Origin of the sequence: Streptomyces sp. NPDC029044, from assembly GCF_040637495.1 — a bacterium.
Classification (GTDB): domain Bacteria; phylum Actinomycetota; class Actinomycetes; order Streptomycetales; family Streptomycetaceae; genus Streptomyces.
The window spans coordinates 14,802-38,289 of record NZ_JBEZWN010000045.1; the positions used below are offsets into that span (position 1 = coordinate 14,802).

Consider the following 23,488-nt stretch of genomic DNA (forward strand, 5'->3'; position numbering starts at 1 on the left):
CGTGCACTCTGGTTCGGCGCGTGCCGCCACTCATCGGTGAGTACGGCCGACTCGACGTGCCCGTCCGCGACGTCCGGATCGGGGGGCTGCGACCGCCGTCCTTGTCCGGTCGTCGCCCTCGCCCTCGCCCTCGCCCTCGCTGGGCAAGATAGTCCTCGACGGGCTCAGAGGACGGCTGCTCTCCTGCCACTCCCCCGCCGGATTGATGCGGCGGCACGGCAGCGCATCGACGATCCCAAGCCGAACAGGGGCATGGTCTCGGGTGGCCAGGGGCACACGCCACGGTCTCGCCGGGCGTCCGGGGGCTGCCTGCCGGGGCGAAGGGTGGAAGTCGCCTGGGGAACGTGTCAGGGAATGGCGGTGTCGCCTACCGCGTCCCGCAATTCCGCGAACAGCCGGAAGAGGTCACGCCGGGGCGCGATGTGCAACTCGTCCGCCTGCCACGCGGTGAACGCCACGAGGGGGTGAGCGCGCAGCGCGTCGATGTCGACGGCTGCCGGGTCGCGCAACCGGAACCGGAGACGGACGAAGCAGTGCGTCAGCCGGGTGACGTTCTCCCGACCGCCCACCTCGCGCAGGATCGCGTCTGCTACGGGGACGTCGCTAGGCATCGACGCGGTCGCCCTCCGATGGGTCGCACTGCGCCGTGAGGCGACTGACGTGCAGCGCGAGATAGAGGATCTCCTCCCGGCCGACCTGCCAGTCGAACAGCTCCTCCAGCCGGCGAGCCAGCCGCTCGGCGCAGGCATACTCCTGCGGCCTGGCGTTCCGGACCGCCTCGCCGATCTGGTCGCCCACGTCGGGAGCCTGCTTGCCGTCCCGGGCGCGTAGGAAGAGGTAGCGCAGATGCGTGAGGAACCGAGCCGCATCCAGCGAGCGCTGGTCGATCGCGACTCCCAGGTCCTCACCGATCGTCTGGAGCGCGATCCTCAGCCACTGCGTCATCTGCATGGTCGCCGCGATGTCGCCAGATCCGATCTGCGCGTTGACGAAGTGGAGGGCCAGCGGCAGCGCCTCGGTCTCGTCCAGCCGCACCCCGAGCCGTCTCTCGATGATCTCCAGGGCCGCTGTGCCCATCTCTGTCTCCGCCGGGTACAGGTTCTCGATCTCCCACTTGAGCGGGTATACGATCACGGCTCCGGTGCGGGCGCGGGCGAGCGCGACATGGACGTGGTCGGCCAGGGGCAGCAGGATGTGCTCGCTGATCTTCTCGCCGAGTCGCACCCGGGCGGCGGCGACGACCTCTTCCATGACCTCGATCACGCCGAGCGGGATCTCGGCGGCCAGGGCGGCGAGGCGCTCGGCGGGCATCGCCTGCGCCACGAAGCGGCGCTCGACCCGGCCGGCGTCCACGACGTCCCCGGGCTTGACCTGGAAGCCGAGCCCCCGTCCCAGGAACACGGTTTCAGCACCGTGCTCGTCGATCCCGAGCACGACGTTGTTGTTGAAGATCTTCTTGACGAGCATGGTTACGGAGTCCTCACTGACCTGGCCCCCGGGGCAGGGTACCTGGCCCCCGGGGCACGGCCGGGTCGGGTTGCGGGTGCTACGGTCTCCCGCCGCGGCGCAGCAGGACGGCGCCCTGGCTGCGAATGACGTCGGCGTACCAGCTGAAGGACTTCTTGCGGTGGCGGGCGAGGCTGCCGTTGCCGTCGTCGTCGCGGTCGACGTAGACGAATCCGTAGCGCTTGCTCATCTGCGCGGTGCTCGCGCTGACGAGGTCGATGCAGCCCCAGGCGGTGTAGCCGAGGACGTCGACACCGTCGGCGATCGCCTCCGCGATCTGGACCAGGTGGTCGTTCAGGTAGGCGATGCGGTAGTAGTCGTTCACCGTGGGCCGGCCGTCCGCATGAATCAGTTCGTCCTTGGCGCCGAGACCGTTCTCGACGATGAACAGCGGCTTCTGCCACCGGTCCCAGAACTGGTTCAGCACGAGGCGCAGACCGGTCGGGTCGATCTGCCATCCCCACGCGCTGGCCCGGAGCGTCGGGTTCGGGACACCGCCCATGATGTTGCCCTCGCCCGCCTCGCGCCGCTTGGGATCGGCGGTCTCGCAGACGCTCATGTAGTAGCTGAACGACACGAAGTCCACGGTGTGCGTGAGCAGTTCGCGGTCCTCATCGGTGATGTCGAGTTCGATGCCGTTCTCCCGCATGTACCGCAGCGCGTAGCCCGGGTACGCGCCGCGTACGTGCACGTCGCCGAACATGAGGTTGGCGTGGTCGGCGTGCAGCGCGGCGAGGACGTCTGCTGGGTCGGGGGTGAGTGGGTAGACGGGCAGGGCGAGCACCATGCAGCCCACCCGCGCGTCCGGCGCGGTCTCATGGGCGATCTTGGTGGCCAGGGCGCTGGCCACGAGTTCGTGGTGGATGGCCTGGAAGAGTTCCTGGCGGGACAGCTCCTCCTCGGGCGTCGTGATGGCGCCGCTCATGAAGGGCGCGTGGATCACGGAGTTGATCTCGTTGAAGGTCAGCCAGTACTTGACGCGCCGGCCGTAGCGGTCGAACAGGACGCGGACGTAGCGCTCGTAGAAGCCGATCATGTCGCGGCTCGCCCAGCCGTTGTACTTCTCCGCGAGCGCCAGCGGCGTCTCGTAGTGGGAGATCGTGACCAGCGGTTCGATCCCGTGCTTGTCCAGTTCGTCGAGGACACGGTCGTAGAAAGCCAGGCCTTCTTCGTTGGGCAGCTCGTCGTCGCCGTGCGGGAAGATCCGGCTCCACGCGATCGAGAAACGGAAAACGGAGAAGCCCATCTCGGCGAGGAGGGCGATGTCCTCGGCGTAGCGGTGGTAGAAGTCGATGCCCTCCAGTTTGAGGTTGTCGGGCGTGGGCTGTGCGGTGCGCGAGCCCGCGAGGCCGCGGGGCAGGACGTCCTGGATGGAGAGACCCTTGCCGCCCTTGTCATGGGCGCCCTCGATCTGGTTGGCGGCTGTCGCGCCGCCCCAGAGGAAACCGTCCGGGAAGGGGCGGGGGGCGGTGAGGTCGGTCATACGTGTCTCCTCAGCCGACGAGGTCGAGTGCGGCGTTGCGGGCCTGTATGTCACCGGTGATCGCGGGCACGACGGCGGTGTGTCCGCCCTGGTCGGTCACGATCAGTACGGTGATCGGGTCGTAGCCCGCGTCCGTGAGCACCTGTAGGTCGACCTCGGTCAGCAGATCGCCGGTGTTCACACGCTGCCCCTGGGCGACGACGGGGGCGAAGCCCCGGCCCTGCAGCTCGACGGTGTTCAGGCCGATGTGCACGAGCACCTCGACGCCCGAGTCGCTGCGGATGCCGAACGCGTGCGGCATGACGCTCACCAGGGTGCCGCTCAGCGGCGCATACACCCTGCCCTCGCTGGGGATCACCGCCAGGCCGGAGCCCATCGCGCCGGAGGCGAACACCTTGTCGGGGACCTCGGTGAGCGCGACGACCTTCCCCGCGACAGGTGCCGCGAGAGTCGCCGTCACGGCGTCGGACGCCTTGCCGTCGGACGCCTCGTCCGCGGTGTCGGTTGCTGTCCCGCCCGTCGCGGGCAGGTCCTTGAATCCGATGACGAGGGTCAGCACGAAGGCGATGACCATGCCGATGGCACAGCCGATCAGCTGGAGGGCGAAGCTGCCGGCGTTCAGGGTGGAGGTCAGGGTGATCGCGCCGGGCAGAACGAAGCTCGTCGCCGCCGAGCCGCCCGCCGCCGCGATGCCACCGCCGACCGCGCCGCCCACGCAGGCGAAGACGAACGGGCGCTTGAGCCGCAGCGTGACACCGTAGATCGCCGGCTCGGTGACCCCCGCGAGGAGGCCGGACACAGCGGCCGGTCCGGCCACCCCCTTCAGGTCGCGGTTGCGCGTCCGGAGGAACACCGCGAACGTGGCCGCGGCCTGGGCGAGTACCGGTGCGAACAACGCCCCCGCCAGGTCCGTGTGGCCCGTGGTCGCCAGTTGCTGGAAAGCGATCGGAATGAAGGCCCAGTGGAGGCCGAAGACGACGAAGACCTGCCACAGACCGCCGAGCACCGTGCCGGCCGCCCAGGGGGACAGACCCCACAGATCGCCGACACCGGACGCGAGGCTGTCGCCGGCCCAGGTCGAGACCGGCCCGATGGCGAGGAAGGAGGCGGGCACGACAAGCGCGAGCGTGAACAGCGGCGTACCGAAGTTACGGACCGTCGCGGGCAGCACTCGCTCCACCAGTCGCTCCACGTGCGACTGGACGTACACCGCCAGGATGGTGGGGACGACGGCGGACAGGTAGTTGGCCATGACGACAGGGATGCCGAGGAAGGTCAGCTTGCCTCCTCCTTGGGCGAAGGCCTGCAGCGTCACACTCGCGCCGTGCGCGCCGGGCATGACAGCGATGGTGGCGGAGTAGACGAGGGCGCAGGCGATGACGATCGCCGTGAATTGGTTCGCCCTGAAGCGCTTGGCGGCGGTGACGGCCAGCAAGATAGGCAGGAACTGGAACACGGCGTCGGCCGCGGCGAACCAGATGGCGTACGTCGACGTGGTGCCGAAGCCCGGACTGATCTTCACCGCGACCGCGAGGAGCGCCTTGAGCAGCCCGGCAGCCGCCAGGGTCCACAGGAACGGGAGGAAGATGCTGGTGACGAGGTCGATCACGCGGGAGAGCGGACCACCGGAAGAGCCACCGCCCGCCCCGTCCACGCCCTGGGCGACGACCGCGTCGTAGACCTGACCGACGGTGTTGCCGATGACGACCTGGAACTGGCCGCCCGCCTCGACGACCGTGATGACACCGCTCGTGGACTCCACGCCGGCCTTGTCGGCCCTGGACGGGTCGACGAGCACGAAACGCAGTCGTGTCGCGCAGTGGCTCAGGGATCTGACGTTGTCCTTGCCGCCGACGCCTCGCAGGACGTCTTCAGCGATCGATGCGTACTTGCTTGTGGTTGTCACGGCTCCTCCTCGAGCCCCGCTGCCCCGGAACCGCGTGCCGATTTCGGCAACAAAAAAACCCAAGCCGTGACCCTGTAAGCCACTTGGGAAGCGGCGGGTCTCGGCTTGGGTTTTGCCTGCGGTCCAGTAACAATCCCAGCTTTGGCAAGACACCCGTGGATGCCTTGCGGCGAGACATTAGACACTGTCCTCGTTCGATGTCCAGACGCCGGGCATCACATTTTCCCCAGAGGTGATCCATACAGTGTGGCGGTGGTCTCATTGACGCCGGGACGGAGTCGCGGCTACGGTACGCGGCACGGATTGTGACCGGCGCCGCCGGGCAAGACCTGGGACGAGTTGTCGTACGACAGCTGCTCCCGGGTCTTTTTTTGTGCGGATACGCCTGGGCGGCTGAACGCGACGAGGAGTGGTGAATGCGGACGTGTGTCGGCTTTCGCAATCATCCAGTCCCGCACAGAGATCGTCATCGGGTTTCGTATCTCCCACACCCGTCCGGCGGCCCGGCGTTGCCGAATCTCCACCTTTCCCGGTGCTGTGAATTCAACGGCGCCTGCAGACAGAACCCAAGGAGTGAAAATGCCGGAGCGCTACGCGACCATCCTCTGCTCACAGGGGCTGCATGCCAGACCTGCGGCCGCCTTCGCCCGCGCGGCAGCGAAGATGAGCCATCGCATCACCATTCGCAGGGCAGGCGGCGACCCGGTCCCGGTGAGCAGCACTCTCATGCTGATGAGTCTGGGCCTCAAGGAAGGTGAGGAGGTCGTTCTCACCTCCGACGACGAGACGGCCGCGCCCGCGCTCGACCAGTTGGCGGCCCTGCTCGCCACGGATCTCGACGTACGGTGATGACCGCCACGGACGCCTCCAGACCGGTGTCCGCCGACGAGCTCGGGGGCGTATCGAGTACGACTACCGCGAACTCACACACGGCCTCGGCGCAGACCACTTCGAAGACCGCACCTGGCGCGGCGGGCACCACCACGCCCTCGTCACCGCCGCCCAGGCCTTCCTCGCCCTGCGGCGGCTGGGCCCAGAAAGCCCACAAACCGGCCTAACCCTGCACCAAGTCGTCGATGCTCTACAGGACCTACTGCGGCTCAGGCGTCCCGCTTGTTGAAGAGGGTCCCCCACAGGGCGAGCAGGGCGGCGCCGTAGGCGGTGAAGACCAGACCGCCCGCGAGGGGTCGCAGCGGCGCCGGGCCACCATCCAGGGGCGTCTCGGAGCTCACGGCCATCATCCGCTCGCCCGCTGTGAACGGGAGGTAGGCGGACACCGATCGGATCGACTCGAAGGCTTCCATCCCGAGGATCAGCGAGATCAGGCCTTCAATGATCATAGGGACCGTGATGAGCAGGACGATGGCCGCCGGGACGTTGCGGGCCATGCCGCCGAGCGCGAGCCCGAACAACGCACAGATCACGAGGAACACCACGTAGCCGGCGGCCACCCGGCCCATTTGGGGTCCGGTGAACACCTCCCCGGCGCTCGGTCCGCCCACCAGCAGGCCGATCCCCACGCTCTCGGCGGCCAGGAGCCCTCCGACCACCGCGACCGCCGCGGCGACGACCAGGACCTTGGCGGCCCACAGATCGGTGCGGCGCGGGAACGCCGTCACCGCGGCGCGGATCGTCCCGTACCGGTACTCGTGCCCCGAGGCGAAAACGCCGATCAACCCCATGAAAACAAAGATCAGCGGCGGAACAACGCCGATACCGCCGCTGAGCGCCAGCGCGGCCGAGTCGACGGTGAGGGGCTCGTTGTGGCTCGTGCCGCTGAGGGTTAGCACGAGCGCCAACAGCCCCTGGGCGACAACGGACACCCCGATCAGCCACCACGTGGACCGCACGGTGGTGAGCCGAACCCATTCGTAGCGCAGCGCGCTGGTCATCGCGTTCCCTCCAGGGTGTCCGGGTGGCTCGCCGCGGCGGCCACCCTCGTCGATCGAGGTGCCGCCGGGGTGGCGACGAACTGTTCGGCGTCGGCGGTCGCTTCGAGGAACGCCTCCTCCAGCGTGGCCACGCGGTCCGTGAGCTCATGCAGCATGATCCGGTGGGCATACGCGAGCTCCCCGATAACGGCCCGGCCCGCGCCGCTGACCGCGATCGCGGTGCTGTCCACACGTTCGACCCCGGCGCCTTCCACCGAGAGCAGTGCGGCCAGCTTGTCGATGTGCGGGCTCTGGACCACTACGACACTGCGAGAGCTCTTCGTCACGAAGTCCGCGACCGACTCGTTCGCGATCGTCCGGCCCTTGCCGATCACCACCAGGTGGTCGGCCATCAAGGCCATCTCAGCGAGCAGATGACTGCTGACGAACACGGACCGCCCGGAGGCGGCGAAGTCCTTGAGGAAGCCGCGCAGCCAATTGATGCCCTGCGGGTCGAGTCCGTTGGCCGGCTCGTCGAGAATCAGGGTGTGAGGGTCGCCGAGCAATGCGGCCGCCAGGCCCAGCCGCTGGCCCATGCCGAGAGAGAAGCCCTTCGGCTGCTTCTTCGCCACCTCCTCCAGCCCGACCATGTGGAGTACCTCGTCGACTCGCGTATCGGGCACGCCCGCGGCCGCGGCGAGCATCCGGAGGTGGTTACGCGCCTTGCGAGTCGGGTGGAAGGCCTTCGCGTCCAGCAGGGTTCCCACCTCGCGCATCGGGTGACGGAGTTCCCGGTACGGCTTGCCGCTGAACAGCGTCCGCCCGCCCCCGGCGTCCAGGCCGAGCATGAGCCGGATCGTTGTCGACTTGCCGGCCCCGTTCGGGCCGAGGAACCCCGTCACCCGGCCCGGGCGGACCTCGAACGAGAGGTCGTCGACAGCGACCGTGGCGCCGTAGCGCTTGTACAGGCCCGTGGCTTCGATCATGCTCGCTCTCCCGCGGTGGTGCTGTCGTCGGTTCGGGCCGTGCCGGGCCCGGTCGGAAGCGCGCGCATGTCAGCGCTCGAACTTCCAAGTGACGCGGGGAGCCGCATCCCCGGCGACGTCGACCACGCTCACCGGCACGGAAATCCGGGTGCCGCCGGACTTCGCCGTGCAGCTGATCTTCGTGTTCCGGACGGCCGCGAGGTCCGGGCACGAGACGTCGTCGATCTCCTTGCCGATCCACGGCAGCGGGTGGTACCAGGTCTCGATGTGCGTCGCCACGAGATCCCCGCTGAGGCCCGGGTGATCTTGCACCTTGGCGTATCCACCGCTGGCGTGATCGGCGATGTTCTTCTGCACGTTCATGCCCGCGACGGCGACCGTGCCTACCGCGCCAGCGCCGACGAGGGCCACCGGTACCGCGACGGCGATGATTGTTCTGGCTTTCATGCTGACCTCCAGGCCGGTTGTGGACGGGAACCACCCTCGCCGCCCGCACCCCACGACCGCCTCGCCCAAAAGGCCACAGTTCCCGCACGCCACGATGCCGGGTCATCCTTTCGGCCGACCTGCCCGGGCCCCACCCGTAGGATCGCGGACAGCACCGGCCGCATCGTGCGGACAGGTGGCAGCCCCGAAATCCTTTGGAGCCGAGCGGCGTTGCACCGTCTGCGGCGCCCGCCTACACGGGGTAGCCCGGATCACGCAGGTTCGCCGTAGTCGGGTCGCAGTTGATCCGTTTCGCGCCGAGCACCGCGGCCGGCGACTCGTCCGGCCACTCCTCGTGCCCGACCAGTGATGCTGCCCGACCGTGAGCACGGGCACCAGCAGCCCCTCGGCGACCTGCTGCTGAAGCGCCTCGCGCACTGCGCCCTCGTGTCGATCGCTGACCGAGGCGGCAGCACGGTCGTCCTGCGCCGTGGATCGACGTGCCGACGTGGGCCCCGCCGCCGGCATCGGTGGCCGTGATGCGGGCCGTCAAACAGCGGTTCGACCCGTCGGACCGATTCGGCGCCGGAAGGTTCACCCCATGGTTCTGAACTCGTTCGACGAGACCAATCCGCCCCGCCGGGAGCTGCTGGACGACTGCGGCCACTGCCTGCCCACCTGCCGCACATACCTGTTCGAGGGGAAGGAGATGGACTCGCCGCGAGGCCGTATCCACCTCATGGACCTGGCCGGCCGCGGCGAGGTGCCACTGGGCGCCACCTTCGCCCCCAGCACATCGACGGACGCCTCGGCCGCATGGCCTGTGTCACGGCGTGCCCGTCCGGAGTGAAGTACAACCGGCTGCTGGAGGCGACCCGCCCGCAGATCGAACGCAACGTCCCCCGCGCGCCCGCGGGCGCCCTCTTCCGCCGACTGATCTTCAGCCTGCTCCCCTACCCGAACCGTCTGCGCGCCGCCACCGTGCTCGGGCTCCTCTACCAACGCACCAGCCTGCTGCGCCGCCTTCTCCCTCCCCGGCTCCGCGCGCTCGACGGTCTGCTGCCGCCCGTGCGCCTGCGCGCCCTGTTCTCCCGCACCCCGGCCTTCGTGCCGCACGGACCGAACGGCGGTTGCGGGTCGCCTTGTTGACCGGATGTGCCCAGCGGGTCTACTTCGGCCACGTCAACGCCGCGACCGCACGGGTGCTGTCCGCCGAGAGCTGTGACGTCGTCGTCCCGCCCCGCCAGCCGTGCTGCGGCGCACTGAGCATGCACGCGTTCCCGACTCCTACGCGGCACGACGGGCGCGCCGCACCATCGACGCCCTCGGCGACCTCGACGCGGACGCGATCGTCGTCAACGTCGCCGGATGCGGGTCCACGCTCAAGGAGTACGGCGAACTGCTGTGCGACGACCCGGAATGCGCCACGCGGGCCGAAGCACTCTCAGCGAAGGTCCGAGATGTCCACGAGCTGCTCGCGTCCCTGCCCCCGGTGGCCCCGCGCCGTCCGCTGCCGGTCCGGGTGGCCTGTCACGACGCCTGACACCTGACCAACGCGCAGCGCATCACGGCCCAGCCCCGGCAGCTCCTGGGCACCAGCCCCGGCCTGGCCCTGGTGGACGTGGCGGAGCCGGAGATCTGCTGTGGCTCCGCCGGGATCTACAACGTGGTACAGCCCGAGCCGGCCGAACGACTGGGCCGGCGCAAGGCGGACAACCTCCTCGTCGGCCGGCCCGAAGTGATCGCCGCAGGCTACGGGGGCTGCATCCAACAGATCCGCCGTCACGCGGGCGACGCCGACATCCCCGTCGTCCGCCCGGTCGAGCTCCTCGACGCGTCCTGCGCGGCGACACGCGTCCGTCCTGCGGAACTCCAGCCCAAGGCCGGCTACTTCATTCCCGTCGTTGCGATTCCCTTGACGAGGTAGCGCTGGCCGACGAGGAAGACGATGAAGACCGGGATCAGCGTGACGACGGACATGGCGAACAGAGATCCCCATGAGGCTCCGCTGGTGGCGTCCACGTAGTTGCGCAGGGCCACGGGCGCCGTCTGGAGCTCCGGTTTGGTCAGGTAGATCAACTGGCTCAGGAAGTCGTTCCACGTCCAAATGAAGGTGAAGATGGCGGTAGTGGCCAGGGCCGGCAACGAGATCGGCAGGAGGATGCGGAAGTAGATGCGCCAGTACCCGGCTCCGTCGATCTTGGCCGCCTCGTCCAGCTCGCTGGGCAGACCCCGGAAGAACTGGACCATCAGGAAGATGAAGAAGGCGTCCGTGGCCAGGAACTTGGGGACGATCAGCGGAAGGAACGTGTTGACCCATTCGATCTTCGAGAACATCACGTACTGCGGAATGATAAGGACGTAGATCGGCACCATCAGGGTCAGCATCATCATGCCGAAGAAGAACGCCCGCCCGCGGAACCTGAGCCGCGCGAAGGCGTAGGCCGCCATGGAGCAGCTGACCAGGTTGCCGAGCAGCGCCCCCAGCACGACGATCGCCGAGTTCAGCAGGTAGACACCGAACGGGTGCGACAGGGCGTTCCAGCCGTCGGCGTAATGGCCGAAGTCGGTGTCCGTGGGCAGCAGGGAGGGCTCGCGGAAGATCAGGGCGTCGGGTTTGATCGAGCTGGCGATCATCCACAGCAGCGGGTAGATCATCACGAGCCCGAAGGTGATCAGCACGGCGTGCTTGAGGAACGCACGGATGCGAGCTGCCCGCTTGCGGCGTTGCGCCGCAGGTGAAGGGGCAGGGACAGGCGAAGGAGTGTCTTCGGCCTTCAGGAGTGTCATCTCACTTGCCGTCACCGTAGAACACCCATCTCTTGCTGAAGTAGAAGTTGATTGCGGTCAGGAAGCCGACGATCACCACGAGGAGCCAGGCCATGGCGGAGGCGTAGCCCATGTGGAGCCGGCCGAAGCCCTCGTCGTACAGGTACAGCGAGTAGAAGAGGGTCGAGTCCGAGGGGCCTCCCGTCCCCCCGCTGACGACGAACGCCTGGGTGAAGGACTGGAAGGAACTGATGACCTGCAGAACGAGGTTGAAGAAGATGATCGGGGTGAGCAGGGGCACGGTGACGTGCCGGAACTGGTGCCAGCGGTCGGCGCCGTCGAGGGCGGCGGCTTCGTAGTACTGCTCGGGGATCTGCCGCAGGCCGGCCAGGAAGATCACCATGGAGGAGCCGAAGGTCCACACGTGCAGGACGATCAGGCTGTACAGCGCGGTGTCCGGGTTGGAGATCCAGCCGGGGCCGTGGATGCCGAACAGTCCGAGGAACTTGTTGACCAGGCCGTCGGTGCCGAAGACCTGTCGCCACAGGATGCCCACCGCGACCGAGGCTCCGAGGAGCGAGGGCAGGTAGTAGACGGACCGGTAGAACGCCAGTCCCTTGATGCCCCGGTTGAGGACCATTGCCAGGGCGAGGGCGACCGCCAGCAGCAACGGCACGCTGAGGACGACGTAGAGGAAGGTCACGCTCAGGGACTGGCGCAGCCGGGGGTCGTCCAGCATCTTGCTGTAGTTCTCGAAGCCCACCCACTCGGGAGAGCTCAGCAGGTTGTAGTCCGTCATCGAGAAGTACAGCGAGGCGATCATCGGACCGAGCGTGACGCCGGCCATGCCGACGAACCACGGCAGCAGGAAGACCCAAGCGGTACGTTCTTCTTTTCTGGCCGCCTGGCTGAGGGGTCTGCGGAGCACTGTCATCGTCCTTGGGTTCTTGGAACGGGTGCGGGATTCAGGAGTCGCTCGGCGACGGCTCGGCGTGCTGCGAAGCGGCCAGGGGGCTGCGCACGACGGCGACCTCCGCCGCGTCGAGGACGAGCGTCTCCCCGGCGTGGAGGCGGCGTCCGGTGAGCAGGTCGGTGCCGGAGCGATCAAGGGTGACGGTCGCCTTGTCCTGCCGGTGGTTGAGCAGAAACAGGTACGCGCTCGTGTCCGTCCGCCGCTCGGTGACCTCGACGCCCCGCGGTGCGGCATGCACCGGTCGCACCCCGGCGGTGTCCAGGACGTGCCGCACCAAGGCCTCAAGAGCGTCGTCGTCCAGACGTGTGCCGATGTACACGGCACGGCCCCGGCCGAGTTCGTTCTCGACCACCGCGGCCTTGCCGGCGAGATGGCCCTCGCGGTAGACGGCGAGCGGTCGGGCGGTCTTCAGGTCGAGGTCGTCCTGCCACCCGGAGGCGGTCGCGCGGAAACCGTTCAGCGCGGCCTGGTCGGCTGCCGCCTGGAGGGGCACCGTGCCTTCGGCGGGCAGCGGGGAGAACTCCTGGACGTGCGCGCCGATGATCTGGCGCAGCGCCCCCGGATACCCGCCTTCGACGATCCGGTCGTCCTCGTCGACGATCCCGGAGAAGTAGGAGACGACGAGCTGACCGCCGTCCTCCACGAACTCCCGCAAAGAGGCGCTGTGTTGACGTGTCATCAGATACTGGTTTGGGATGACCAGGACTCGGTAGGGCGACAGGTCGTCGTCGAGGGTGACGACGTCTACGGTGACCTGGCTGTTCCACAGGGCCCGGTGGTGCCGGGCGACGGTGTCCCGGTAGTCGAAGGTGTTGTCGGGGTGGGCGCAGCCTTCCACGGCCCACCAGTTCTGCCAGTCCCACACGATCGCGACCCGGGCGCCGCTCCGGGCCGTGGCGACCTCGTCGAGGGTCCGCAGCTCGTTGCCGAGCGCCTTGACCTCCTGCCAGGTGCGGGTCTTCTCCCCTCCGTGCGGGAGCATCGCCGAATGGAACTTCTCCTGGCCCTGGGGTGAGGCCCGCCACTGGAAGAACATCACCGCGTCGGAGCCGTGCGCGACGGCCTGGTAGGAGCCCAGGCGCATCCGGCCGGGTTGCTTGACCTGGTTGGTCTTCCACTGGCTGACCGCGCCGGCCGCCTGTTCCATCAGCATCCAGGGCCGGCCGTCGCCCAGGGAGCGCATCAGGTCGTACTGGAAGGCGGCGACGGCCATCGAGTGGGGCTTGCCCGGGTCGGGGTAGCAGTCGAAGGCGACGACGTCGAGTTCCTTCGCCCACCGGTGACTGTCGGTCAGCCGGCACTGGAAGAAGTTGGTGGTCGCCGGCACGTCCGGTGTGATCGCGTGGAGCAGGCTTCGCTCGGCTGTGACGAGTTCCAGCAGGTTGTCGGAGGTGAAGCGGGAGAAGTCCAGTTCGCGGGAGGGGTTGACCGAGCCGCGCACGGGCCCGGGGAGGTGCACCTGGGACCAGTCGCTGTAGCGCTGGCTCCAGAACGCCGTGCCCCACCGGCGGTTGAGCTCGTCCAGCGTGCCGTACCGCTGCCGCAGCCAGGTGCGGAAGCGGTCGTCGCACAGCTCGCAGTAGCAGTCGGAGTGGTACTCGTTGCCGATGTGCCACATGGCCAGGGCGGGATGCTTCCCGTACCGCTCGGCCAGCGCGCCGGCGATGCGCCGGCTGCGGTCCCGGTAGACCGGGGAGGACGGGCAGAAGTGCCCCCGGCTTCCGATGCCGTGCCGCACCCCCTGCCGGTCGACCGACAGGATCTCGGGGAAGTCCGTGGCGAGCCACGGCGGCGGCGCGGCGTTCGGGGTGGCGAGGTTGACATGGATGCCGTTCGCCCACAGCAGGTCCATGATCTCGTCGAGCCAGGAGAAGTCGAACCGGCCGTCGGCCGGCTCCAGCATGGCCCAGGAGAAGATGCCCAGGCTAACGAGCCGCACACCCGCGGCCCGCATGAGCCGGACGTCCTCCTGCCAGACCTCCCTCGGCCACTGCTCCGGGTTGTAGTCCCCGCCGTAGACCACTCCCGGCAGTCGACGGCGAAAGGTGGTCATGCGCGGATCGTTCGTACGCGGATCGTGCATGCGCGGATCGTTGATGCGCGGTTCTGACACGGCGGGGGTTCCTTCCGGAAGTACTACTGCAGGTGGCGGCTCAGAGCTGGGACTTGATCTCGGAGATGAACTTCTCGGCTGCCTCCTGCGGCGACACACGGTTGAACAGCACGTCCTCGTTGAGTCGCTGGAAGATCTCCGGGACAGCGGGTCCGGCCTTCGCGTTGGGGATGTGCAGCGCGGTCGGCTTCAGGGCGTTGGCGCGGGCCAGGTAGTCGGCGATCCGCTTCTCCGAGGGGGACAGCTCGGGCGTGATCGCCTTCAGCACGTCGGGGTTGTTGGGAACGCCGCGGTCGAACTTCTGGATCTTGGCCGCTTTCGGCGAGTTCACCAGGAAGTCGAGCAGCTCCGCGGCCTCCTTGGGGTGCTCGGTCCGCGCGGAGGCGCCGTAGAAGATGCCGGGCTTGGTGTAGGCGCCGACCTGGGTGGCCCCCTTCTCCCCGGGGAAGAGGAGCAGCTTGGCCTCGCGTCCGCTGGCGCCTTCGATCGCGCCGAGCTGGGTGACGGACAGGTCGCTCATCGCAGCCTTGTGCTGGGCGACCAGGCCCTGCTCGACACCGGCTCCCGACGACAGTTGCTCGATCGCGGCCTCCGGGCTGGTCGTGCCACCGCTGTCACGCAGCTTGACGACCCATTCCCAGTAGGCGGTCATGGTGTCCTCGGTGAAGCCGATCTTGCTGCCGTCCTTGGTCCAGTAGTCCTCGCCGTGCTGCCGCAGCCAGGTCCCCAGGTCGTTGGTGTAGAGCGGCATCGCGGTGCCGACCAGGCCCTTCGTCTTGGAGATGGCCTTGGAGATCTTGATGTAGTCGTCCCACGACCACTTGGTGTCGTCCGGAAGGGGTACGCCGGCCTTCTTGAACGCCACCGGATCAGCCACGATGCCGAACCCGCTGTCGCCGGCCGGGACGCCGTACAGGCCCCCCTTGACGGTCGTCATCGCCATCGAGTTCGCGGGCAGCTTGTCCGTGTGCAGAACGTCCTTGACCTTCTTCAGGTCCATCAGCTGCCCGTTGTCGATGTAGGAGTACATGTACGGGTCGGTGATCTGCACGACGTCGGGCATGTCACCGGCGGCGGCGCCGGTCGACAGCTTCTTCCAGTAGTCGTCCCAGTTGGAGTACTCGGGCTGGACGTCGATGTTCGGGTGCTCCTTCTCGAACACCGCGATCATCTGCTTGGTCATCTCGTGCCGGGAGTCGGACCCCCACCAGTTGAACCGGATGACGGTCTTGCCGCCGTTGCTCCCGGAGGAGTCTCCGGCGCAGCCCGCGGACAGGGTGAGGGCGAAGACCGAACAGGTCAGCCCGACCGCACGGAGCGTACGTCTGGTCAGGCGGGAAGAGTGGTTCATGTTGAGGGCTCCTCTGCTGCCGTATGTGGGCGGTGCGCCCAGACTGGGGATCCGTCGTGTCAGGAAGCCGGCTTCCGACGCGGTCCGTCTCGCCACGCGGCGAGGGGGCTGCACAACTCGGCTGTTCTCCGGCCCGCGAGAGTCACCTGCGGTCCGGGGGGCCCGCTCCGAGTCGTCGGACATCGGGCGGACTACTGCGGCTCTGACATGGATTGTTGTGAACGTGCGCTTGAACCTTGTTCTCGGTGTGCCGAGTTGCTGCGCCGGGTTGACCGCCAGCTTCGCGCCGAGTTGGGATCCGGGGGACGTCAGCGATAGTGAACGTTCACTGCGGTGAGCGTAGTAACGGACGAGATTTCGGTCAAGGCTCTGTACGTAACGCTTGAGCACTTGGTGGCAGTTCACCGGTTCCGGCCCGTACAGCGGGGTGACGGGGCGCGCGAGCACGCCGCCGCGACCGCGTCGTGACCGGGTGCGGACGGGACACAGGGGTGCCCGTTCGGCGAACGCCGGAGTGTTCTGGTGCGGGTTGGGTGGGCCGTCCTAGCGGACGGAGTGGCCGTTCCTCGCCGGTCCGCTCGACTCGCGCAGCACCAAGCGGGAGTTGAGGTCGATGTGGAGTTCTGGCTCCGCCTCCTGGCGGATGCGGGCGAGCAGGGCCTTCATGGCCTGCCGGCCCATGGCTTCGCGGTCGAGGTCCACGGTGGAGATGGACGGGTTGAAGTACGCGGTGAACTCGTGGTTGTCCCAGCCGAAGACACTCACATCGTCCGGGACACGCCAGCCGCGGTCCTGGAACCCGCGGATCACGCCCATGGCGACGTCGTCGTTCGCGGCGAGAACCGCGGTGACGCCGGAATCCGCCGACAGGCTCTGGGCCGCGTCGTATCCGGACCGCACGGACCAGTCGCCGTCGATGACGGCGTAGTTCTCCAGGCCGCGCTCGGCGATGGTCCGCAGGTAGACCTCGCGTCGCTTGCGTGCCGACATCCAGTCCGTGCTGCCGGCGACGTGGACGAAGCGCCGGTGGCCTATGGAGGCGAGATAGTCGATGATCTTGGCGGCCGGTTCACCGTCAGCCGTGATGCCGTGGGAGCGCATCTGGTCGTCGTACTCGCCGATGACCACGGTGGGCGTGTGCTCGAGCCCGAGTTTCTGGACATCGCCGATGGGCGTGAAGGTCAGCACTCCATCGGCCTGACCGGAGTCGAGCAGGGCACGGACGCGGTCTCCCCGGACTTGTTCGTCGCCTTCCAGACCGACGATGTCCAGCATGTAACCGGCCGCCTGTGCCTCCGCGGACGCTCCGCGCAGGATCTGCGAGGGCACGAAGGTCGTCATGATCGGCAGGACCACGGTGATGCGGTTCGACTTGCGGGTGCGCATCGACCGCGCCACCAGATTGGGCCGGTAGTCCAGCTCGGCGACCGCCTGCTCGATGCGGGCCACCGTCTGCGGCTTCATCCCGCCGTTGCCCCGCAGGAAGCGGGAGACGGTCTGATGCGACACACCCGCGTGCGCCGCGACGTCGAGGATGGTGGGACGCTTCCTGTTCGGAGGATTCGACGGCTGCGCGTCCGGATCAGATCGCTCCGGCATCTTCTCTGTGTTCACAGTCTGCCCCCGCCGCCTCTCTCCGCCCCGCATGCCCAGTACTCTAGTGCCGGGCAGGCCGAGGCAGCCTTTTTCCTGGGCTCCGGTCGTCTTGCCGGCACTCTCCCGTCCCGCCGGGGCGAGCACCGCTGTTCCGGTGATCGCCCGGCGGTACGGATCCCGTGTGTCACAGCTGGAGACTCCAGTGCTGGTTCTTGTGCAACTCGCTGTCCCAGCAGGTGTACTGGAGCAGGCGAGTGCCATCCGCGGTGAAGGCCGACTCCACGTCGAGGCATTTCCCGGAGTGACGGGCGACGATCTCGAAGTAGCCGGTACCGGTGTCGCTCAGCCGCCACTGCTGGCTGGTGCGGCCGTCGCAGGTCTGCTGGACGATCCCGGCCTGGTCGGCCGTGGAGGAGCCGGTCACGTCCAGGCACCGGCCGGAGTTGCCGTTGAGGATCTGGTAGTAGCCCCCGCCGACGGAGTGCAGCTGCCATTTCTGGCTGTCGCCGCCCGAGCAGCTCCACTGCTGCACCTCGGCTCCGGCGGCGGTCGAAGAGCCGGCCACATCGGCGCACTTGCCCGAGTGCCGCGCCTTGAGCGTGGTCGTGTCGGCGAGCTGGGACAGTGCCGATGTGACGACCGGCAGGAAGAAGGAGTTGATGCCGGCGATGTTCGGGTGCGTACCGGTGCCGCCACTGCCCGGGAAGGTGTTGACGAGGTCGTCGAACGTGTACGCCACCCGCTGCGCGTCGACGCGTGTGTCGAGGGAGGTGTCCGCGAAGACGTCGGCCACCGCCACGCCCCACTTCTGGGCTGCCTGCAGGTACACCTCGCGCAGGGCGAGCTGGGTGTCCCAGTCCCGCGAGCCCATCTTGTGGGCGGCCACGTACACCAGCTGGGCGGACGGCCACTTCTGCCGCATCGTGCGGATGGTGGTCTCGAGCGATCCGGCGTACGTGCCGGTGTCGAACGTGGCGGGGTCCTGGGAGGCGCTGACGGTGCCGACCGTGTAGGTGTGGTTGTCGTGGATCTGGATGGCGTCGTTCGTGCCGCCGTCGAAGACGACGTAGTCGGGCGCCTGTGCGTTGGCGTTCTGCACCTGGGTGAGGATCTGGTTGCTGGTCGGCCCCACGGTCGCGCCGTTCACCGCGTACTTCGTCAGCGTCATGCCTTCCCGTTCGGCGAGGAAGTTCATGAAGCCGCGGGAGTACTTGTGCCCGTAGACGATGCTGTCCCCGAAGGCGTAGACGGAGGAGCCGGCGAGGCTTCCGTAGGCGGAGTTCGCGGGGCGGGTCAGCCGGAAGTTGTCGATCGACTGCACGCCGGTTCCGTAGTAGTTGCAGGCGACGAGCTTCGCCAGGCCGGTCCCCGTGATGCTGCCCGTGGCGGAAGCCAGGACGACCGGCGCTGACTCCTTGCTGGTGATCGTGTACTGGACCTTGCGGAGGGTGAAGTCCATGTGCAGATCGACCGTGTACCACTTGGACCGGTCGAAGCCGATTCTGGTCCAGGTGGGATTGAGCGTGTCCGGGGCGGCGGTGGAGTCCGAGTCGAGGCCGGTCACGGCGTAGCGGAGTTCCGCCGCCGTCGCGGCCAGCCCGAAGACGAGGTGTCCGGCGTTGTCACGCAGTTCCAGGCCGGTCTTCATCCCGGTACTGGCGATGTCCGTCTTCCAGTCGAAGCGCAGATCGAGCGTCTTCTCCTGCGTGACGGACGACGCGAAGGGCCGCACGGACGTCGAGTAATTGGGCATGCCCTTCGTGATGGTCAGTACGCCGTTGCCGATGGCGGCCCCGGTCGGGAAACCGAAGTTCGCCGGGTCCGTCTGAGCGTCGAACGTCTCGTTGATCAGCGTCGCACCCGGGGTTTCGGCGGCCGAGGCGGCCGGAGGGACGAGGAGGGCCGGGACCACCAGGAACCCGGCGACCAGGGGGCCGGCCCATCTTCGGGGCCGTATGCCCCATCTGCGCATGACCGTATACACATGATCTCCCTTGATCTCTGGTGATGCCGACCTGTGCCCGGCGGGGAGAGAGGTCCCAGGCCGTGGCGTCAGCCCGAAGGCGCCACAGAAAGCCACGAACCACCGGGAAGATGAGGTTCCGACGACTGCACGGGCAAGATAGTGATCGTTCACCATGACGGTCAAGATGTCTGCGCGCGCTCGTTCACCCCGCTGCGCCGTCAGCCCTTCGAGCCGAGCCGACCTGCGAGGGACGCCGCGGAACTCATCTCGTTCACACCATTGACACACAAGCGTCTCAGCCAGTCTTATGTGCGCCACCCGGCTTCAGTCAACCGCTGATCGCCAGGGCCGCGCCGTCGCCTGTCGACTTGATCGCGCTGCGCCCGACACCCCTGCCTCGAAGGTTCCTGACGGGCGCCATCGAAGCCCCTAATCGTGATCGTTCACTATCCGGCACACGTTCACCTGACACGGAGGTAGTGCAATGAAGTCGAACACCGGCCCTTGGTCGCGCCGTCGATTCCTCGCCACGAGCGGGGCGGCAGCCCTCGGGGGCATGGCGCTGAACCTCGTCGGCGGCCTCCCGCGGGCCGCCGCGGCCGGCAGTGTGGTGTCCTACGTCGACACGTCGAGGTCCACCTACGACAAGATCACCCTCATGGTCGACGGGAAGCCCTTCTACCACAGCGGCGTCCAGTTCCGGTACGAGAAGCACAAGTACACGTTCGGCTGGACGGACGCCCAGTTGAAGCCGGTGCTCGGGATGATCCGCGACGACGGGTTCAACGTGGTGAACATCCCGATCTGGTGGTCGCAGATCGAGCCCTCGAAGGACACCTTCGACTGGACCGACCTCGACAAGTACCTGGCCTGGTGCAAGGAGTACGGCCTCAAGCTGGAACTCCTGTGGTTCAGCCACGAATCGACCGGTTCGTCCATGCCGGACCGGATGCCGGACTACGTGATGAACGACCACCAGTTCGTGGTGCGATCCGACGGCACCAGGCTGACCCTGAACGGCAACCCCCTCCTGGACAAGACCGATCCGAACCTGCTCGCCAGGGAGAAGTTCGTACTCGGCCGACTCATGAGCCACCTCGCGTCCGCCGACACCGCGCACACCGTCGTGGGCATCCAGGTGCTGAACGAACCGAACGTGTCGAAACAGCAGGGCGGCCAGTCCATCGACCGGAGCTACAGCACCTACAGCACCGCCCGCTGGAACAGCGGCGGATACACCGACGCGACGAAGTTCCGCAAGGACGTGCTGCTGGACTACCTGACCCAGCTGGGACAGGTGATCAAGCAGTCGGACTACTCGGTCTATACCCGGACCAACATCGCCGGCAGCGGGGACACGGTGCCGGTCGCCGAGAACGAGGCCCTCCGGGCCCAGGGAACGGCGACCATCGACTTCTTCGGAAAGGACCCGTACACCACGGGCCTCGACACGATCTACAACTACGGGCAGGACGCCGTCTGGGCCCAAGGGAAGAACTTCCCCATGATCATGGAGAACTTCGGAGGGACCGCGGCGGCGGACGTCGAGAAGTTCAACGCCATCGCCGGCAACAGCGCCCACAATCTGTACGCCGCCCTGGACCCGGACTCCAGCACGGGCAGCAGCAACTACGGCCTGTACAACTTCAACCCCACCACCAAGGTGGTCACCCGCAAGGCCATCTCGGACAAGGTCGCCCGACTCAACCACGTGCTGAACAAGATCCACCGGGACCTCGCCGGCAAGTCTCCTGTGGAACGCGGCGGAACCGACCTGCAGACCTTCAACCGGAACGCGACGGCCAGCACCACGACCACCAAGCCCGTGGGCGGCGTCAACATCACGTTTACGACATCGAGCGGTGCGCAGGCATTCGGCGTCAGGCGTGGTGCGGCCGAATTCGCTTTCGCCACCACGACCCAGGCCACGTTCACCCTGCCGGGAACCATCGGCGTCGTACGGTCCGTCGAAACCGGCCGGTACGACGCGAACGACACCTGGGTGAAGTCCGGCACCAAGACGTACAGCACGGTGTCCGGGGACACCGTCGTCGCCCTGGCGGCCGGCGAGTGCGTGCGGGTCGCCTACCTCGTCAGCGGCGCGCGGTACAAGCTGAGGAACACGTCCTCGGGCGAGTACCTCGACACCGACGCGAACGGTGCGGTCATCGTCGCGGCCGCGACCACCTACGACGACCAGGACTGGATCGTCGCCAAGGACTCCTCCGGATCCTGGACCATCAGGAACGTGCGAACGGGACGCTTCTATCTGGAGACCAGCGCCACCGACAACAACGTCATCTGGAACACCGGCGCTGTTTCGGACGCCTCGCTCTGGAACCTGGAAGGCGTCGGGGCAGGCGGGCTCCGCGTCAGGAACACCCTCACGGGAAGGGCGTTCCTGTACGGGAACTCCGCGGGTGAGGCGAAGTGGAACACGGGAACGCAGGACGCGAGCACCGTCTGGGAATTCCAGCCGAGGTAGCCGGCGGCCCCTGCGTGGCGGGGGCATCCGGTAGGGAGGGCGTCACGCTTCCTCGTCCGTCACAGGGGGGTCGCACGCCCTTCTGCCGTCTCGGCGGCGGGTCGCAGGCCCTCGCGCACTGAAATAGTCGCAGGCCCTCGCGCAATGAAATATTCGATGCACGACGCCTCTGTAATGATTGCTGGATGAGTCGGGCCGACGTGTTGAAGGTGCTGGAGGCGCGGGCCGCCGACCAGTGGGGCCTGGTGACCACCGCCCAGGCGAAGCTGGACGCCGTGCAGGGCGTGCAGCTCCTGAGGCTGGAGCGGGCCGGGCTGCTGGAGAGCGTCGGCCACGGCGTGTACCGCATCCTCGCCTCTCCCCCGCCGGAGCACCTCGGGATCAAGGTCGCGTGGCTGCGGCTGGATCCCAGGACGCCGGCGCGGGACCGCGACATCGAGGGCCCCGGGGCGGGCGTCGTCTCCCACGCCTCCGCGTGTGCGGTGCACGGCCTGGGCGGCCGGCCCACCGATCCTGTGGAGCTGACGGTCTCGTCACGCCGTACCACTCGTGACGAGACCGTCGTGCTGCACCGCGCGCGCATGGATGCCGACGACATCACCGTCGTCGACGGTCTGCCCGTCACCACGGTGCCGCGCACCGTCGTCGACCTGCTCGACGCCCGTGCCGACGCCGCCCGCGTGGGCACGGTCCTCGCCGAAGCAGTCTCCCGTGACCTGGTGCGTGTCGACGACCTGGCGGCGCGGGTCGGGCCCTTCGCCGCTGCCTACGGCCTGCCCGCGGAGGCGTCCGGTGCGGAGCTGCTGGAGTTCCTGTGCGAGCAGGCGGGACGCCCCCTGCGCGCGAGGAAGGCCGCCCGGGCCGCCACCAGGACAGCCGGCTCGCAGGGGAAGCGGGCGACCATCTGGGAGGTAGCCGAGCGGGCCGGGGTGTCGCATCAGACCGTTTCCCGGTACCTGAAGAACGACAGCGGCATGCGGCCGACGACACGGGCGAGGATCGAGCGGGCCGTGGCCGAGCTGGACTATCGACCCAACCTCGTTGCGCGCTCGATGCGCACCCGGCGGTCCCACCGGATCACGATCGTGCTGCCCGAACTGAGCGGCTTCGTTCCGATCCCCCTGTTGAGGGGCGCTTCGGCCGCCGCGCACGAGGCCGGCTACCTGACGGACGTCATCGGCCTGCAGGGCGGGGAGTCGCGGCGTGCGCGGAGCGTGCTGTCCCTGCTGGACACCCGGCAGGCGGACGGCGTGCTGTCACTGGTGCCGCTGGGGAAGCTCACCGGCGGGCCGGACGCCGGGCAGCGGCCCGTCGTGGTGCTGGGCGAGTACGACGACGATCTGCACGCCCGGGGACGGCTGGCCGACGGCCGGCCCGCCGAGCAGATCCTGCGTCACCTCGCCGACCAGGGGCATCGCCGGTTCCTCCACGTCGCCGGCTCGCAGGAGTGGGCCTCCGCGCGCAACCGCCGGGCGGTCTACGTGGAGGCGATCGAGCGACTGCGCCTTGAGTCCTACGGCGTCGTCGACGGGGACTGGTCCGTGCGCTCCGGATACGAGGCCGCCCGGGACCTGCCCGCCGACTCCGGCGTGACGGCCGTACTCGCCGCCAACGACTACGTCGCCATGGGCGTGATCCGCGGCTTCCAGGACCGCGGCACGCGCGTGCCCCAGGACATGAGCGTCTTCGGCTGGGACGACGAGGAGTTCACCCGGTACTTCTCGCCGACCATCTCGACGGTGCACATGGACAAGGAAGAGGTCGGCCGCCGGGCGATGCTGTCGCTGCTCGCCCTCCTGCGCGGGGAGCCCGCGCCGGTGGCCGACGTCGCCGAGCTGTTCCACATCGTTCCGCGAGAGTCGAGCGGCCCGGCCCCCCGCTAGGCGCCCCTCGACGGGTCCGCTGTCGGGTGCCCGCACGACGCGATCCACCATGGAATGTGAACGATCACTGCACCACCTCTTGACCCCAAAGGTGATCGTTCACTACGTTCAGGCTGCCGCCGCGTCACACGGCGAGCGCCGGGGTCATCCGATCAGTGCCGTTCCCTCTTCGAC

20 protein-coding genes and 2 pseudogenes are annotated in these 23,488 nt (G+C 68.1%); 9 read left to right on the forward strand and 13 right to left on the reverse strand.

The annotated features are described in order from the left end of the window. Positions 1-347: 347 nt before the first annotated feature. The 4 genes from AB0E85_RS28445 to AB0E85_RS28460 form a co-directional block, all read right to left on the reverse strand. Positions 348-611 carry a PTS transporter subunit EIIB gene (locus AB0E85_RS28445; RefSeq protein WP_361932820.1) on the reverse strand — a complete coding sequence of 88 codons (264 nt, stop codon included), beginning with the start codon at positions 609-611 and terminating at the stop codon, positions 348-350. Continuing rightward, positions 604-1,467, reverse strand: a complete 864-nt coding sequence (locus AB0E85_RS28450) for a PRD domain-containing protein (protein ID WP_361932823.1) — start codon at positions 1,465-1,467, stop codon at positions 604-606. Before AB0E85_RS28450 ends, AB0E85_RS28445 begins: the two co-directional genes overlap by 8 nt. Positions 1,468-1,546: 79 nt before the next feature. Continuing rightward, entirely contained in the window at positions 1,547-2,989 is a 1,443-nt protein-coding gene (locus AB0E85_RS28455) for a glycoside hydrolase family 1 protein (protein WP_361932825.1), read from the reverse strand. Positions 2,990-2,999: 10 nt separating this feature from the next. Then, positions 3,000-4,895 (reverse strand): glucose PTS transporter subunit IIA, encoded by a 1,896-nt coding sequence (locus AB0E85_RS28460; protein WP_361932827.1) that lies wholly within the window; start codon positions 4,893-4,895, stop codon positions 3,000-3,002. A 579-nt stretch (positions 4,896-5,474) separates the two neighbouring features. Here AB0E85_RS28460 and AB0E85_RS28465 point away from each other — a divergent pair. Then, positions 5,475-5,744: an HPr family phosphocarrier protein gene (locus tag AB0E85_RS28465; RefSeq protein ID WP_361932830.1), complete on the forward strand. Its 270-nt coding sequence runs from the start codon at positions 5,475-5,477 to the stop codon at positions 5,742-5,744. 37 nt (positions 5,745-5,781) lie between these two features. Further along, positions 5,782-5,953: pseudogene (locus tag AB0E85_RS28470) on the forward strand (IS701 family transposase); the annotation flags it as partial. Positions 5,954-5,995: 42 nt separating this feature from the next. Here AB0E85_RS28470 and AB0E85_RS28475 read toward each other — a convergent pair. The 3 genes from AB0E85_RS28475 to AB0E85_RS28485 all read right to left on the reverse strand — a co-directional run bounded on the left by AB0E85_RS28475 (position 5,996) and on the right by AB0E85_RS28485 (position 8,199). Continuing rightward, on the reverse strand, positions 5,996-6,787 hold the full coding sequence (locus tag AB0E85_RS28475) for a hypothetical protein (RefSeq protein ID WP_361932833.1): 792 nt from the start codon (positions 6,785-6,787) through the stop codon (positions 5,996-5,998). Continuing rightward, positions 6,784-7,752: an ATP-binding cassette domain-containing protein gene (locus tag AB0E85_RS28480; protein WP_361932835.1), complete on the reverse strand. Its 969-nt coding sequence runs from the start codon at positions 7,750-7,752 to the stop codon at positions 6,784-6,786. The genes AB0E85_RS28475 and AB0E85_RS28480 overlap by 4 nt, the downstream gene beginning before the upstream one ends. A gap of 69 nt (positions 7,753-7,821) precedes the next feature. Continuing rightward, the gene (locus AB0E85_RS28485; protein ID WP_361932837.1) at positions 7,822-8,199 is read right to left on the reverse strand and encodes a hypothetical protein; all 378 of its coding nucleotides are present in this window, start codon (positions 8,197-8,199) and stop codon (positions 7,822-7,824) included. Positions 8,200-8,779: 580 nt separating this feature from the next. Here AB0E85_RS28485 and AB0E85_RS28490 point away from each other — a divergent pair. The 5 genes and pseudogenes from AB0E85_RS28490 to AB0E85_RS28510 all read left to right on the forward strand — a co-directional run bounded on the left by AB0E85_RS28490 (position 8,780) and on the right by AB0E85_RS28510 (position 10,105). Beyond that, the gene (locus AB0E85_RS28490; protein WP_361932840.1) at positions 8,780-9,028 is read left to right on the forward strand and encodes a hypothetical protein; all 249 of its coding nucleotides are present in this window, start codon (positions 8,780-8,782) and stop codon (positions 9,026-9,028) included. Next, positions 8,995-9,327, forward strand: a complete 333-nt coding sequence (locus tag AB0E85_RS28495; protein ID WP_361932843.1) for a hypothetical protein — start codon at positions 8,995-8,997, stop codon at positions 9,325-9,327. The genes AB0E85_RS28490 and AB0E85_RS28495 overlap by 34 nt, the downstream gene beginning before the upstream one ends. Then, positions 9,324-9,404: pseudogene (locus AB0E85_RS28500) on the forward strand (hypothetical protein); the annotation flags it as partial. The gene AB0E85_RS28495 and the pseudogene AB0E85_RS28500, both read left to right, overlap by 4 nt. Before the next feature lie 23 nt (positions 9,405-9,427). After that, entirely contained in the window at positions 9,428-9,721 is a 294-nt protein-coding gene (locus AB0E85_RS28505; RefSeq protein ID WP_361932939.1) for a hypothetical protein, read from the forward strand. A gap of 3 nt (positions 9,722-9,724) precedes the next feature. After that, entirely contained in the window at positions 9,725-10,105 is a 381-nt protein-coding gene (locus tag AB0E85_RS28510) for a (Fe-S)-binding protein (RefSeq protein WP_361932927.1), read from the forward strand. Here the strand turns inward: AB0E85_RS28510 and AB0E85_RS28515 are convergent. The 6 genes from AB0E85_RS28515 to AB0E85_RS28540 all read right to left on the reverse strand — a co-directional run bounded on the left by AB0E85_RS28515 (position 10,066) and on the right by AB0E85_RS28540 (position 18,964). Then, positions 10,066-10,860, reverse strand: a complete 795-nt coding sequence (locus AB0E85_RS28515) for a carbohydrate ABC transporter permease (RefSeq protein ID WP_361932845.1) — start codon at positions 10,858-10,860, stop codon at positions 10,066-10,068. The two genes, AB0E85_RS28510 and AB0E85_RS28515, sit on opposite strands and share 40 nt — an antisense overlap. Positions 10,861-10,969: 109 nt before the next feature. Next, positions 10,970-11,881, reverse strand: a complete 912-nt coding sequence (locus AB0E85_RS28520) for a sugar ABC transporter permease (RefSeq protein WP_361932847.1) — start codon at positions 11,879-11,881, stop codon at positions 10,970-10,972. 31 nt (positions 11,882-11,912) lie between these two features. Further along, complete coding sequence (locus AB0E85_RS28525; RefSeq protein WP_361932850.1) at positions 11,913-13,973, reverse strand: beta-galactosidase; 2,061 nt, start codon at positions 13,971-13,973, stop codon at positions 11,913-11,915. A 100-nt stretch (positions 13,974-14,073) separates the two neighbouring features. Then, positions 14,074-15,384 (reverse strand): extracellular solute-binding protein, encoded by a 1,311-nt coding sequence (locus AB0E85_RS28530; RefSeq protein ID WP_361932853.1) that lies wholly within the window; start codon positions 15,382-15,384, stop codon positions 14,074-14,076. Positions 15,385-15,927: 543 nt separating this feature from the next. Beyond that, positions 15,928-16,983, reverse strand: a complete 1,056-nt coding sequence (locus tag AB0E85_RS28535; protein ID WP_361932856.1) for a LacI family DNA-binding transcriptional regulator — start codon at positions 16,981-16,983, stop codon at positions 15,928-15,930. A gap of 181 nt (positions 16,984-17,164) precedes the next feature. Further along, positions 17,165-18,964: an RICIN domain-containing protein gene (locus AB0E85_RS28540; protein WP_361932859.1), complete on the reverse strand. Its 1,800-nt coding sequence runs from the start codon at positions 18,962-18,964 to the stop codon at positions 17,165-17,167. Between the two features lie 466 nt (positions 18,965-19,430). Here AB0E85_RS28540 and AB0E85_RS28545 point away from each other — a divergent pair, with 466 nt between their 5' ends. Both AB0E85_RS28545 and AB0E85_RS28550 read left to right on the forward strand, forming a co-directional pair. Further along, on the forward strand, positions 19,431-21,431 hold the full coding sequence (locus AB0E85_RS28545; RefSeq protein ID WP_361932861.1) for a DUF4978 domain-containing protein: 2,001 nt from the start codon (positions 19,431-19,433) through the stop codon (positions 21,429-21,431). Between the two features lie 185 nt (positions 21,432-21,616). Beyond that, complete coding sequence (locus AB0E85_RS28550) at positions 21,617-23,314, forward strand: substrate-binding domain-containing protein (RefSeq protein WP_361932864.1); 1,698 nt, start codon at positions 21,617-21,619, stop codon at positions 23,312-23,314. Positions 23,315-23,488: the final 174 nt, after the last annotated feature.